This is a genomic window from Streptomyces sp. NPDC044061 (genome assembly GCF_056434305.1).
This window is the reverse complement of the sequence record NZ_JBWKFL010000002.1, coordinates 245,727-259,039: the sequence shown is the minus strand read 5'-3', so window position 1 is coordinate 259,039 and position 13,313 is coordinate 245,727. Positions and strand designations below refer to the sequence as shown.

Genomic DNA, 13,313 nt, shown 5'->3' with positions numbered 1-13,313 from the left:
CTGCTGGCCGGTGGCCCCGGTCGTGTGGCATCGGGCAGCCGTGCGGGGCCGGGCGGCTGGCGCGGGATCAGGCAGCGCTGCCCGACCGGCGGTCGTGTGTCATCGGGCGGCTGTGTGGGACCTGGCGGCTGTGTGGGACCGGTGGCCGTGTGGCATCGGCGGCTGTGAGGGGGCGGACGGCTGGGGGGAGACCGGCCGTCCGGAAGTTATCGGACCTTCGGAGGAGAGCCGCCGGCTGTGCGGGATTCCGCGGCCGGACGAGACCCGGCGGCTTTGCGGGGCCAGGGCGGTCGGACCCGGGCGACGGCCCGGCAGGAACTACGGCGTCTCGCCGGCGACTGTTGCTCGGCAGGCCTCCGCGTAGGCGCGGACCAGCGGGCGGGTTTCGTCCTCGCGGCGCCAGGCCAGGGCGTAGCGGCTGGGGCCGATGCCGCGGACCGGGCGGGTGGTGACACCGCCCAGGGTGATCAGCGGGGCGTTGCCCTCGGCGACCAGGCAGACGCCGAGGCCGGCGACGAGGGCCTCGTACGTCTCCTCCGCCCCGGCGATCTCCGCTCCGATGCGCGGCGGCCGGCCCGCCCGGGCCTCCAGGGCGAGCCAGTAGTCGCGCAGCGGGCCCGCGCTCCTCGGCAGGGCGAGGAACGGCTCGTCCAGCAGGTCCGCGAACTCGACCTCGGCACGGGCGGCGAGCGGGTGCGTGTCCGGGAGGGCGACCAGGCGGGGTTCCTCGGCGAGCACCGTCCAGGCGTAGCGCTCCTCGTCGGGCAGCGGCAGCCACACGAAGGCGATGTCGGCGCTGCCGTCCGCGAGGCCGGCCGTGGGGTCCTCCCAACTCACCTGGCGCAGCCGGGGAGTGGTCCCGGGATGGGCGGTGGTGAAGCGGGAGCGGATGGCCGGCAGCAGCCCGCCCCGGCCGGGACTTGTGCTCATGCCCACCACCAGCGTGCTGCGCTGCGCCGCCTTGGCGGCCTCCACGGCGGCCGTGCCCGCCTCCCACGCGGCCAGCACCCGGCGTGCGTGCGGCAGCAGCGCCTCGCCGGCGGCCGTCAGCGCCACCCCGTGCCGGTCGCGCAGGAACAGCTCGGCCCTCAGGAGGTGCTCCAGTGCCCGGATCTGCTTGCTGAGCGCGGGCTGTGACACGTACAGACGCTCGGCCGCGCGCGTGAAGTGCAGCTCCTCGGCGACAGCGACGAAGTAGCGCAGGTCCCGGGCGCGGACGTCCATGGTCATAACCGATGGCTATCACCATGGGTCTTGGACGGGCAACGCCATTCCGCAGCAGGCTGGTTCGTGTCGGAAACGCAGGTGCGAACGGGAGTTGCCGTGAACAAGGTATGGCTGGTGACCGGTGCGAGCAGTGGCTTCGGGCGGGCGATCACCGAGACGGCGGTGGCCGCCGGTGACGTGGTGATCGGTGCGGCCCGGCGCCCGGAGGCGCTGGACGAGCTGGTGGCCGCGCATCCCGACCAGGTGGAGGCGCTGCGGCTCGACGTCACCGACACGGCCGCGATCGAGGCGGTCGTACAGGACGTGGTGGCGCGGCACGGCCGGATCGACGTGCTGGTCAACAACGCGGGCCGCACCCATGTCGGCGCGCTCGAGGAGACCACGGAGCAGGAGCTGCGGGACCTGTTCGACCTGCATGTCTTCGGCCCGGCGGCCCTGGTGCGGGCGGTGCTGCCGCACATGCGCCGGCGGCGCTCGGGCGCGATCGTGCAGATGAGCAGCATGGGCGGCCAGATGTCCTTCGCGGGCTTCGGCGCCTACAGCGCGACGAAGTTCGCGCTGGAGGGCATGTCCGAGGCGCTCGCGGACGAGGTGCGGGAGTTCGGCGTCAAGGTGCTGATCGTGGAGCCGGGCGCGTTCCGGACCTCGATCTTCGACACGAGCCGGGCCGGGGTCAGCGCGGACAGCGGGGTGTACGCCAAGGTCGGCGAGACCCGCGGGTTCGTCTCCGGCGGCGACGGCACCCAGCCCGGCGACCCGGCCAAGGCCGCGGCCCTCATCCTGGCCGCGCTGGAGGCGGAGCCCACCCCGCTGCGGCTGACCCTCGGCGACGACGCGGTCAGCGCCGTGCTGGCCCATCTCGACCAGGTCCGCGGGGACGTCACCGCGTGGGAGAAGCAGGCCAGGGCGACGGGCTTCGACGCCTGAGCGGGTTCAGCCGCGGACAGCGGTCCGCTGCAGCAGCCCCCAGGTGAACTCGGCGACCACCTCGTGCCGTACGCCGGCCCGGTCGGGGGCGGTGAAGGCCAGCCCCCAGCGGGTGGGGGCCGTGCCCTCCAGCGGACGCGCCGGGGCGAAGGCGCGGGCGGCCTCGTCCACCGTGCAGGACCACGGGGTGAGGTCGTGCAGCGTGCGCAGCACCGGTGCCGGCGCACCCGGCGCCCGCACCAGCCACTCGTTCCACACCGCGCCGTCGGGGGAGACCAGCACCTCGAAGCGCAGGCCCGGCCAGAGCGGCAGCGCCCACTGACGGGCCTCGCAGTCGACGTCCCCGAGGCGGCGCTCGGCCACGGCCTCGGGCTCGCCGAGCACCGACCGGTAGCGGGCGGCGGCGGACCGGGACCTCGGGGACCGGACCATGGCCTGCCAGTGCTTGTTGGCCTCCCGCATGTCCGCGACCGACGCGCCCAGAGTGCGCCGGGCCGCCTCCACCAGGTCCGGATTGTGGTCGGCCATGCGGCGCAGCAGCACCAGCTGGAAGTCGAGTCGCATGCCCCCATGGTGCCCGGCCCGTCCCGGGCCATTGCCCGCGCAACCCCGCATGGCTAGCCTGTGTTCGTCATGCCGATCGTCTGTTGAAATCTCGAACACAGGCGCTTAGACCCAAGGGAGGGGGCCGGACGTGGGACGCCTCGTGCCTGCCGTGACCCGGGCTCTCGACATTCTTGAGCTGTTCCTCGACGGGGACGGGACGCTCTCCGCCCCCGACATCGTGCGCAAGCTGCAGCTGCCGCGCACCACCGTGCACGAGCTGGTCACCACGCTCGCCGCACGCTCGTACATCGTGCCCGTGCCGGGACAGCCCGGACGGTACCGGCTCGGCGTACGGCCGTACCAGCTCGGCAGCCGCTACGCCGAGCAGCTCGACCTCGCGGCCGAGGGCCAGCAGGTGGCCCGCTCGGTGGCGGAGACCTGCGACGAGACCGTCCACGTGGCCATCCTCGAGGGCACCGACGTCATCTACATCGCCAAGGTCGACTCCACGCACGCGGTGCGCATGGTCTCGGCCGCGGGCCGTCGCCTCCCCGCCCACTGCACCTCCGTCGGAAAGATGCTGCTGGCCTCGCTGCCGGAGCAGGAACTGGCGGCGCGGATACCGGACGGCGCCGAGCTGACCGCCATGACCCCGAACAGCATCACCGATCCCGCCGCGCTGCGCGAGGCCCTCGCGGAGATCAGGCAGCGGGGCATCGCGGTGGAGAGCCGCGAGTCCAACCCGGACGTGTCCTGTGTCGCGGCCCCGGTGCGCGACCGGGCCGGGCAGGTGGTCGCCGCCCTGTCCATCTCGGTCCCCATGATCCGCTGGAGCGACGAGCGCCGGACGGAGCTGGAGCAGCTGTCCGCCAAGGGCGCGGCGGAGCTTTCGGAGCGGCTGGGCCACCGGAGCGTGGCATGACGGCCGGGTACGAGGTCGCCGTGCGCGCGGAGGCGGCGCTCGGCGAGGGCCCGACCTGGGACCCGGCGACGGGCCGGCTCGTCTGGCTGGACGTCCTGGGCATGCGCATACACACGTACGCCCCCGCGTCGGGCCGTCGTACGGCGCGTACCACCGAGCAGCACGTCGGCGCGGCCAAGCCCCGGGCGGGCGGCGGCCTGGTGCTGAACCTGAGGGACGGCGTCGGCCTGCTCGACCCGGACGGCACCTTCCGCTGGCTGCACCACGAGCCGGTACCCGGGCGCCGCGCCAACGACGCGGCCGTCGCCCCCGACGGGTCCCTGTGGGCGGGCACGATGCGCTACGACGAGGCGACGGGCGGCGGCACGCTGTCCCGCCTGACCGGAGACGGAGACGTGCGGACGGTCCTCTCCGACGTCACGGTCAGCAACGGCACCGGCTGGAGCCCGGACGGCGGCCTGATGTACTACGCCGACACGCCGACGCGGCGGGTGGACGTCTTCGACCACGACGGCGGGACCGTCCGCAACCGCCGCACCCTGGTCGAGATCGAGGAGGGCGCCGGTTTCCCGGACGGCCTGACGGTCGACGCGGAGGGCTGCGTGTGGGTGGCCCTGTGGGACGGGGGAGCGGTCCGCCGCTACACGCCGTCCGGCGAGCTGGACCGGGTCGTCCGGCTGCCCACCCCGCGCACGACGGCCTGCACGTTCGGCGGCCCCGACCTGACCGACCTGTACATCACGACGGGCCGCACGGGCCTGTCCTCACCGCACCCCCTGTCGGGCTCGGTCCTGGTGGTCCCGGGCGCCGGCAAGGGCCTCCCCCAACCGGCGTTCGCGGGCTGAGCGGTGACGATGCCGGGCGCGGGTGGGCATCGCTCAGCCGCGCCCGCGGAGTGCCGCTGCACCCACCCGTGCCGCCTGGGGGTCCCCCCAGGCCCTTGAGGCACTGGGGGAGGCACGACTGCCCGCAGCCGCGCGGGCGTCGCGGTCCGCAGTCGGCCGACGCACTCCGCCGACGGTGCTGCCCCCCCAGGGGCGCGGGGAACCGCGCGACCAGCCCCCACGCACCCGCAGCCCGCACACGGGCCGCGGCACAACGGCGCTACCCGACCCCGCCTACAAAACACCCGCGGCCTTCCGCTCCTCCACCGTCAACGGCGGAGCGAAGAGCGGAGGCTTCAACGGCCCCACCACCGCCGCCAGCACCACGCTCGGCGCCAGCAGTGCCTCCGCCCCCCGCTCCAGGGCCGTGACGTCGGTGACCCTGCGGGCGATGCGGCCGTTGCCCGTCGCCGTGCGCAGGAGCCGGGCCACGTAGGCGGACAGGAGGCGGTCCCGCAGGGTGGGGCCGGACTGCGTGGCACCGGGGTAGAAGACGTCCGCCCCGATCGCGAGGTCCCAGGCCGCCCGTACCGTCCGCCCGACCGCCTTCTGCACGTGCCGCGACAGGCCGGGGGTGCCGATCCCGTGACGGCGGACCACGTCCCGCAGGGCCAGGGCGGACTGGGCCGAGACGGCCATGCCGTGGCCGTACACCGGGTTCAGGGCGCACACCGCGTCCCCGAGGACAGCGAAGTTCTCCGGCCACGCCGGCATCTTCTCGTAGAAGTGGCGGCGGTTCGCGGTGGTCCGGGTGACCGCCACCTCCGTCAGCGGCTCCGCGTTCGCCAGCAGCTCCCCGATCAGCGGGTGGCGCAGCTCCTCGTACGCGTACCGGGTGAAGTCGCCGGCCGTGGTGGGTAGTTCGTCGCTTCTGCCGCCGAACAGCGTGACGATCCACCGGCCGTCCTCCACCGGCATCAGCACACCCCCGCGCCCGGTCCCCGCGCCCCGCGGGTCGGGCTCGATGTTGACGACGGGGAAGCCGTCCCGGGCCGCCTGCTCCGGCGCCCGGAACAGGCGGCTGGCGTACACCAGGCCCGAGTCGACCTCCCGCCGCTCGGACCGGGGCAGGCCCAGCTCGGTCAGCCAGTGGGAGGCCCGGGAGCCGCGGCCCGTGGCGTCCACGACCAGGTCGGCCGGCAGGGTGCGCTCGCCCTCGCCGTGCGCCCGGATCCGTACCCCCGTCACCGCCGCGTCCGTGCCCGTGAGACCCACCGCCTCGGCCCGCTCCACCAGCTCGATGTCCCCGTCGGCCAGCACGAGTTGCCGTACCACCCAGTCCAGCAGGTCCCGGCCGGCCGGCAGCATGAACGCGGACTCGGCCCACCGCCGGTACCAGCCGTGCGGCGACAGCGCCACCATGTCCGTGGTCATCGGCACCCGGCTCACCCCGGCCGCCCGCAGCCGCCCGATCGCCCCGGGCAGCAGCTGCTCCAGCGCACGCGCTCCGCCGGACCAGAGCTGGTGCACGTGCCGGGCCTGCGGCAGCCCCTTGCGCGGCTCGGGGCCCGCGGGCAGCGCGTCCCGCTCGACGACGGTCACCCGGGCGCCCGTCGAGGCCAGGGCGCGGGCCGCGAGCAGCCCGGCGAGGGAGCCGCCGAGGACGACGGCGGCGGGCTTGCGTTCACTCATGTACGGCAACGCTCTCTGCTGGGACGGCCGCACGCGCGCGGACCGCCTCGATGTCGTCGGGACGGCGGAGGGCTCGGGAGACGGCCCCGATCTCCTGGAGCAGGCTCGTGGTGTCGGGCCCGGCCGGGACCTCGGAGGGCTCCGGGTCACGGCCCCTCGTCTCGATCGCGTCGAGGATGCTCACCGCGGCCGCCAGTGCCCGGGCCCGCTCCGGCGGATGCCCGAGGCCGAGGGCCGCGTCGTAGGACCGCCTGCCGAGTCCGGTGTCGATGCGCCGGGCCAGCGGCAGCAGCACGTCCCGGATGAACGTCTCGCGCCGGGTCAGCCGCAGTTCGGGCGTGGCCCGCAGCACGAACGGCACGCCCTCCCCGCTCGCGGTCCGCATCAGCTGGTACAGCGGCCGCAGTTCGCGGTGGGCGAGCCGGACCAGCCAGCGGTCGTGCAGGTACTGGCCGGCGTGCGGAAGGATGAAGCCGACCGCGATCAGGATGGCGGACAGCGCGGCGACGGGCGGGGCGAGGTTGGTGCTCAGCCAGTCCAGGTTCTGCCCGAACCAGCGTGTGACGACCGCGACCAGCTTGGACGCGTCGAAGATCAGGTTCAGCACGTAGCCGGCGCCGAGCAGCTTCAGGCCCCAGCGCAGCCAGGCGTCCAGCCCCTCGGTGCGCACCCAGTTCCAGATCAGCCTGGAGGTGATCAGGCAGGCCACGGCGTGTGCGACGAGGTAGAGCAGGATCTCCTCGCGCATGAACGGGGTGGTGGCGTAGTACGTGTCCAGGTCCCGCAGCCGCTCCACGGGAGCGTCGGCGAGCAGGAACAGCAGCCAGAGCGCGACGACCACTCCGGAGTAGACCGAGATCACCCACCGCATCGCGCGGCGGGTGGCGGCCGAGCGGTCGGACAGGCCGTTGCGCCAGGTGATGATCAGCAGCAGGCAGGACCCGCAGAACGCGGTGATCAGCGAATAGCACCAGGGCGCCGACACGTTGGGTACGCCGGTGAGCCGGTTGACGGCGGCGATCGTGGACGGCGTGCAGAACACGAACACCGCGCAGGCGAGCAGCAGCAGTCCGCCGACCGCGCGCAGCAGCGGGTCCCGCCACAGCCGGATGATCGTGGGCAGCTTGATCACCAGGGCGGCGGTGAGCACCGCAGTGGGGATCCAGAAGGAGATGTAGAACTCGCTGAGGAAGTCCGACGGGTCGTGCGCCGGCAGGGTCACCGCGTGGCTCCTCCGCGTCCGCGATAGCCGAGTGAACGCTGGACGGGGTCGAGGGGCGCGCCCGGTCCGGTGCCGTCGAGGTGGGGCCGGAAGAGAGTGGCGAGGCGGTGGCCGAAGTCGTCGGCCTCGGCCTCGTCCGCCTCCCGGGAGCCGTTGCGGGCGGCCACCGTGAGCACCATGTCCCGCCGGCGGGGCTCACCGGCGAGCGCGCGGGCCGCCGCGGCCCCGGCCAGGTGGTGGTGCCGGTGCCCGACGTGCAGGTGCCACAACTCATGGCCGAGAATGACCAGTTGCTGCACGGCCTCGGCCCGCTCCTCCACGATGACCAGGTCGAAGTCCTGGAACTCCACCCACAGTCCGGTGACCTCGATCTCGTCCGGGAAGCGCTCGAAGCGCAGCTCCACCGGCCGCCCGGCCCGTCGTGCGCTCATCTCCTCGCACAGCACCCGGCACAAGTCCCGTACGCCGTCCGGCGCCTGCGGCCGTGCGCGGACGGCGGCGGCGAGGTCGGCGGCCAGCGAGCGCATCGCCGAGCCCGGACGCGAGCCGCGCAGCCGTCCGGCCAGCCGTGCCGCCCGCTCTCGCGCGCCCGCGATGGTCATCGTTCCCCCTTCTCACCGCCGGTGTGCGGCTCGTCCGAGCGTACGCGCCCGGATGTGTCCGCGTCATGCGATCCAACGGCCGTAGTTCAAGGGCTAACCACCTATGAGCTTTGTCCAACCCATTGACGCGCAAGCGCTTCGAATTTACGGTCCGTTCGAAGTTACGGGCGTCATTCGATATATCGAACAGTGGGGCAAGGTATGGGACAACCTGGCCTGAATCGCAGGCAACTTCTGGGAGCGGCGGGCGAATTGACGGTCGCCGCGAGCCTCGGCTTCGCGGCCCTCGGCACCGGGGCCGACGCGCTCGCCTCCGGCGGGCGTACCGGGTGCGCTACTGGAACCTCTTCAGCGGCGGCGACGGCTGCGTGCTGAAGAAGGCGGGCCTGCTCGGCGACGACGGCCTGATGATCCCGGTCACCTCCACCACCGAGTGGTTCGACGTCCTGAAGAAGGCCAGGAAGGTACAGAAGAAGGGGCTGCAGACCATCGGTCTGTGGACCAACGACCGCGGGCGTGAACTCGAGGTACCGGGATCCGGATCGGCCGTTCGAGGTCGGTGACGGGCCCGTACACGGACAGTACGGGCAAGCCGCTGCTGGAGGGCGGCGGCGACCTGTTCCTGGCGTCCCACGGCCGCTGCATCGCCCCGGCGGAGAGTCGGCGTTCCGCACCCACGGCAAGACCTGGCTGGCGTACCACTACTACGACGCGGACGACGACGGCACCCCGAAGCTGGGCCTCGACGAGCTGGGTTGGCGCTCCGACTGGCCTGTTCCGAAGTGACTCGAAAGGACCCCATGAGCAAGCGCACCGCCCGCTTCACCCTCGACCCCGCTTTCACGGTCGGCCCGGTCAACCCTCGTCTGTTCGGCTCCTTCGTGGAACACCTGGGCCGTTGCGTCTACACCGGCGTCTTTGAGCCGGACCACCCCACGGCCGACGCCGAAGGCCTCCGTACCGACGTCCTCGACCTCGTCCGCGAACTGGGCGTCACCACCATCCGCTACCCCGGCGGCAACTTCGTGTCCGGCTACAGGTGGGAGGACTCCGTCGGCCCCGTCGAGGACCGCCCCCGCCGACTCGATCTCGCCTGGCACTCCACCGAGACGAACCGCTTCGGCCTCTCCGAGTACATCGCCTTCCTGAAGAAGATCGGCCCCCAGGCCGAGCCCATGATGGCCGTCAACCTCGGCACGAGGGGCGTGGCCGAGGCGCTGGAACTGCAGGAGTACGCCAACCACCGCTCCGGAACCGCCCTCTCCGACCTGCGCGCGGCCCACGGCGACAAGGAGCCCTTCGGCATCGGGCTGTGGTGCCTCGGCAACGAGATGGACGGCCCCTGGCAGACGGGCCACAAGACGGCCGAGGAGTACGGCCGCATCGCGGCCGAGACGGCCCGGGCCATGCGGCAGATCGACCCCTCCGTGGAGCTGGTCGCCTGCGGCTCCTCCAGCCAGGCCATGCCCACCTTCGCCGAGTGGGAGGCGACTGTCCTGCGGGAGACGTACGAGCTGGTCGACCACATCTCCCTGCACGCCTACTACGAGCCCGTCGACGGCGATGCGGACTCCTTCCTGGCCTCCGCCGTCGACATGGAGTCCTTCATCGAGAACGTGGTGGCCACGGCCGACCACGTCGGTGCCCGCCTGAAGTCCGAGAAGAAGATCAACCTCTCCTTCGACGAGTGGAACGTCTGGTACCTCTCCCGCTGGGAGGAGCACGCGAGGACCATCGACCGGAGCGACTGGCCGGAGGCCCCCCGCCTGCTGGAGGACAACTACAGCGTCACGGACGCGGTCGTCTTCGGCTCGCTCCTCATCGCGCTGCTCCGGCACGCCGACCGCGTCACCGTCGCCTGCCTGGCCCAGCTCGTCAACGTGATCGCCCCGATCATGACCGAGCCGGGCGGCCCGGCCTGGCGGCAGACGACGTTCCACCCGTTCGCGCAGGCCTCCCGGTACGGCAGGGGCGAGGTCCTCGACGTCCGGGTGGACTCGCCGACGTACGAGACGAGGAAGTACGGCGAGGCGGACCTGCTGCACGCCACCGCCGTCCGCGCCGAGGACGGCACGGTCACCGTCTTCGCCGTCAATCGCGACCGCACGGAGCCGCTGCCGCTCGAGGTCGCCCTGGGCGGGCTCGACCTGACGTCCGTCACCGAGCACAGCGCCCTGGCGGACGCCGACCCCGACGCCCGCAACACCCTGGACGACCCCGAGCGGGTCACCCCGCACCGGGTCGAGGGCACCGCCCTGCGGGACGGCACCCTCACCGCCGTGCTGGAGCCGCTGTCCTGGAACGTGATCCGGGTGACGTAGCGGAGATCAGCGGCCGGGGGAGGGCACCGGGGTCACCGGTACTCCTCCGGCCGCCCGGCCCAGCAGGGTCAGCCGTACCTTCCCCGGCCCGGACAGCGAGGTGAACTCCGAAAGGACCGCCAGCGCCAGGGTGTTGGTGCCCCGGGTGCGCAGGATGCCGTTCGGCAGGACGAAGGTGTGCTGCGGACCGACGTTGTTGATGTACTGGCCCATGTTCCAGCCGTTGAGGAAGATCTGCGCGCGGTAGGCCCGGTACGGGTCGTCTTCCAGGGTCAGGCCGACCGAGGCGTCGATGTCGGCCGGCACGGACAGCCGGAAGGCCGTCCGGTACCAGGTCACTCCCTGGCGCCGCTCGGCCCGCGGGAAGGTCACCGCCTCCCAGTCCCGGTCGGCGAAACCGGGCAGGTGCCAGCCCTGCCGTTCGCCGTACAGGCCGCCGTTGTTCTGCGGCCCACGCACCGGGTCCGGCGCCGCCTCGCCCTGGATCCGCCACGTCACCCTCGGCGCCGCCCCCCGGAAGAGGGCGGCGGTCAGCCCGCGGGCGGCCTTGTGGGTGTCCAGCGCCTTGCCGTCCTGGTCGTGCTGCATGCGCCGGACCAGGACCGACAGCACGTGCCGGCCGGGCGAGCGCAGTCGTTCGTCCACCGGGAGGACGGCCGTGGCGTCCCAGCTGCCCTTCCTGGTCGTGGTGTTCTTGTCCGGCACCGGCATCCGGTGGGTGCCCAGCGGCTCCCCGTCCAGCCATGCCATCAGCAGGCCCTGGGTGCCGGTGGAGTAGGCGAGCGAGACCTCCTCGATGCCGGAGGAGTCGGTGAAGGTGCCCCGGTACCAGACGTCTCCGTAGTGGAAGCCGTAGTCGTCGGCGAACAGCACCGGCTGGTCCTCCGGGACGGGCGTGGTGCTGAACGACGACGTCCTGTCGGCGGCCTTCCAGTCCGAGTCGTCGAAGTTCGGTCCCGCCTCCGGGTTCTCCGTGCGCATTCGCCAGCCGCCAAGCGCGGGCAGCCCCACCTCGGGCACGGCGGGCAGCATTCCGGTCGTCATCAGGCTGCCCGAGTAGGTGACCCGGGTCGGCACCTTCCGCCCGTTCCACACCACACTCGAGATGCCGCGCGGCCCCCACACCTCCACGCTGGTCTCCCCGGTCACGTCACCCGTCAAGTGGACCTCGGAGCCACGCAGTTCGGCGTGGCGCAGCAGCGCCGGACCGTACACCAGCAGGGTGCCGGACGGGGTGTCGTACGGGAAGATGCGCACGGCGGTGGCGTCGTCGGCGAAGAGCAGCAGCAGCGGGGTCTCGCTCTCGCCCTTCTCGACCATCACGCGGGTCAGACCGCCCTGGCCGAGGGGCGCGTTGACGTGCAGCTCGTTCCTGTCGTAGGCCCAGGCGGCCTCCGGGTCGAGCCGGGTGACGTACGGCTCCTCCGGGCACTTCAGGACCAGGTCGGCCATGTCGTCCCGGCGGCCCGCGAACACCGCGATGTCCTGCCGTCCGGCCGTCACGCACAGCATGGGCTGCGCGGTGGAGTACTTCAGGGTCCGCCTGCCGAGGCCGAGGCGGAGTCCGGTGGTCAGCATGCGGGCGTCGCGCGCGGGCACGGTGATCCGCAGGTGCCCGGCGTCCGTGGGCAGATCGGTGACGACCGGCTCCGTGCCGTCGTTGCGGGCTACGTACACATGGGCGCCGGTGTCCGGGTTGGTCAGGTGGTAGACCTTCAGCCCCTTCACCTCGACGTCCGCGGCCCGGTCCAGCCGGGCGAAGTCGGGCACGCGCTGCAGCAGGTGCCCGAGCTGGTGCATCGGAGCGATCTTGTCGGTGACGTTGCGCCCCTCGTCGATCGCCGCCCCGTAGTCGTACGAGGTGTAGACGACCGGCGCGGGCAGCCAGCCCCACGACGTCCCGCCGAACGTCATGTACACGTTGTGCAGGGTGATCCCGTTGGCCAGGTTGGTGAGGTAGAAACGGCGCTCGTAGGCCGCGTCCCGGGTGCGCCGCGACTCGGCGTACCCCTTGCCGTCGAACCAGGCGCCGCCCCACGGGTCGAACCAGCCACCCCCGAACTCGGGCACGAATCCGGGCGTGTGCGGCGAGGCGGTGGCGCCGCCGGTCGCTCCGCCGGGCCCGAAGTGACCCCAGTCCGGCGGGGTCTGGGACGGCGACGGATACCCGTCGAAGCCGTACAGCCAGCCGCCCTTCTCCCCGGCCGTGTCGAAGGACCCCGGGACCCAGTAGCCGTTGCGCCCCTTGTCGTTGTGGAAGAGGGGTACGTCGATCCCGTCGTTACGGACCTTCTTGTACAGATGGGACATGTAGTCCCGGCCGGTCGCCTCCCCGGCATGGGCGTCGTACTCGTTCTCGATCTGGTAGAGCAGGATCGTGCCCTTGCCCTGGGTGAACAGGTGCCGGCGGGCGATCCGGTTCACCTGGGTGAGCCACTCGTCGACGTGCGCCAGATAGGTCGGGTCGGCGGTGCGGGCCGTCCCCTTCGTCGCCGTGAGCCAGCCCGGGAAGCCGCCGCCGTCGACCTCGGCGTTGATGTACGGGCCGGGCCGCAGGATGACGTACAGGCCGGTCTCGGTGGCCATGCGCAGGAACAGGTCGAGGTCGCGGACGCCGGAGAAGTCGTACCGGCCGGGCGCGGGGGAGTGGTAGTTCCACGACACGTAGATGCTCACGGCGTTGTAGCCGTGCGCCCGCATCTTCTGCAGCACGTCCCGCCACAGGGACGGGCTCGGCAGCCGGAAGGGGTGCATCTCGCCGGACCACACGACCAGCCGCCTGCCGTCCACCAGCAGGGAGTAGTGGTCGTAGCCGATGGTGTGACGCTCCCCGTCGGCGCTGGGCGGAGCGGGGGCCGGACCGGTCGGCACGCTGCGCGCCGCGTACGCCGAGGACGCCCCGGGGCCGCCGCTGCCGCCCAGGGCGAAGCCGAGCGCGGCCGAGCCGGCCAGGGCACTGAAGGTACGTCTGCTGAGCGCCAAGGTGGATCCTCCCGGGCGATCTTACGGGGGCGCGGTTCGGCCATTCTC

Annotated in this window: 10 protein-coding genes and 1 pseudogene; 5 read left to right on the top strand and 6 right to left on the bottom strand. The window is 72.7% G+C overall.

The genetic code is table 11. From position 1 onward, the window contains the following. Positions 1-318 precede the first annotated feature (318 nt). Entirely contained in the window at positions 319-1,230 is a 912-nt protein-coding gene (locus AC07CM_RS03685) for a LysR family transcriptional regulator (protein ID WP_478874686.1), read from the bottom strand. Positions 1,231-1,323: 93 nt separating this feature from the next. On the opposite strand from AC07CM_RS03685, the gene AC07CM_RS03680 reads away from it, so the two are divergent. Beyond that, entirely contained in the window at positions 1,324-2,154 is an 831-nt protein-coding gene (locus AC07CM_RS03680; RefSeq protein ID WP_478874685.1) for an oxidoreductase, read from the top strand. A 6-nt stretch (positions 2,155-2,160) separates the two neighbouring features. Here AC07CM_RS03680 and AC07CM_RS03675 read toward each other — a convergent pair whose 3' ends face one another. After that, entirely contained in the window at positions 2,161-2,718 is a 558-nt protein-coding gene (locus AC07CM_RS03675; protein WP_478874684.1) for a hypothetical protein, read from the bottom strand. 130 nt (positions 2,719-2,848) lie between these two features. Here AC07CM_RS03675 and AC07CM_RS03670 point away from each other — a divergent pair, with 130 nt between their 5' ends. Together AC07CM_RS03670 and AC07CM_RS03665 are read left to right on the top strand one after the other, a co-directional pair. Next, a complete protein-coding gene (locus tag AC07CM_RS03670) occupies positions 2,849-3,622 on the top strand; it encodes an IclR family transcriptional regulator (RefSeq protein ID WP_478874683.1) in 774 nt (257 codons plus the stop codon). Beyond that, positions 3,619-4,467, top strand: coding sequence for an SMP-30/gluconolactonase/LRE family protein (locus tag AC07CM_RS03665; protein WP_478874682.1), 849 nt, complete (start codon positions 3,619-3,621; stop codon positions 4,465-4,467). The genes AC07CM_RS03670 and AC07CM_RS03665 overlap by 4 nt, the downstream gene beginning before the upstream one ends. A 273-nt stretch (positions 4,468-4,740) precedes the next feature. Here AC07CM_RS03665 and AC07CM_RS03660 read toward each other — a convergent pair whose 3' ends face one another. From AC07CM_RS03660 to AC07CM_RS03650, 3 genes are read right to left on the bottom strand one after another with little or no spacing between them, the layout of a single operon-like run. After that, positions 4,741-6,138, bottom strand: a complete 1,398-nt coding sequence (locus AC07CM_RS03660) for an NAD(P)/FAD-dependent oxidoreductase (protein ID WP_478874681.1) — start codon at positions 6,136-6,138, stop codon at positions 4,741-4,743. Beyond that, the gene (locus AC07CM_RS03655) at positions 6,131-7,360 is read right to left on the bottom strand and encodes an MAB_1171c family putative transporter (protein ID WP_478874680.1); all 1,230 of its coding nucleotides are present in this window, start codon (positions 7,358-7,360) and stop codon (positions 6,131-6,133) included. Before AC07CM_RS03655 ends, AC07CM_RS03660 begins: the two co-directional genes overlap by 8 nt. Next, positions 7,357-7,962 carry a toxin-antitoxin system, toxin component family protein gene (locus AC07CM_RS03650; RefSeq protein WP_478874679.1) on the bottom strand — a complete coding sequence of 202 codons (606 nt, stop codon included), beginning with the start codon at positions 7,960-7,962 and terminating at the stop codon, positions 7,357-7,359. Before AC07CM_RS03650 ends, AC07CM_RS03655 begins: the two co-directional genes overlap by 4 nt. A 201-nt stretch (positions 7,963-8,163) precedes the next feature. Between AC07CM_RS03650 and AC07CM_RS03645 the strand changes: the two are divergent. Together AC07CM_RS03645 and arfA are read left to right on the top strand one after the other, a co-directional pair. Then, positions 8,164-8,474, top strand: a pseudogene (locus AC07CM_RS03645) (hypothetical protein); the annotation flags it as partial. Between the two features lie 288 nt (positions 8,475-8,762). After that, the gene (gene arfA, locus AC07CM_RS03640; protein ID WP_478874678.1) at positions 8,763-10,283 is read left to right on the top strand and encodes an arabinosylfuranosidase ArfA; all 1,521 of its coding nucleotides are present in this window, start codon (positions 8,763-8,765) and stop codon (positions 10,281-10,283) included. A gap of 6 nt (positions 10,284-10,289) precedes the next feature. On the opposite strand, the gene AC07CM_RS03635 is transcribed toward arfA, so the two are convergent. Continuing rightward, positions 10,290-13,265 (bottom strand): glycoside hydrolase family 35 protein, encoded by a 2,976-nt coding sequence (locus AC07CM_RS03635; RefSeq protein ID WP_478874677.1) that lies wholly within the window; start codon positions 13,263-13,265, stop codon positions 10,290-10,292. Between the last annotated feature and the right edge of the window lie 48 nt (positions 13,266-13,313).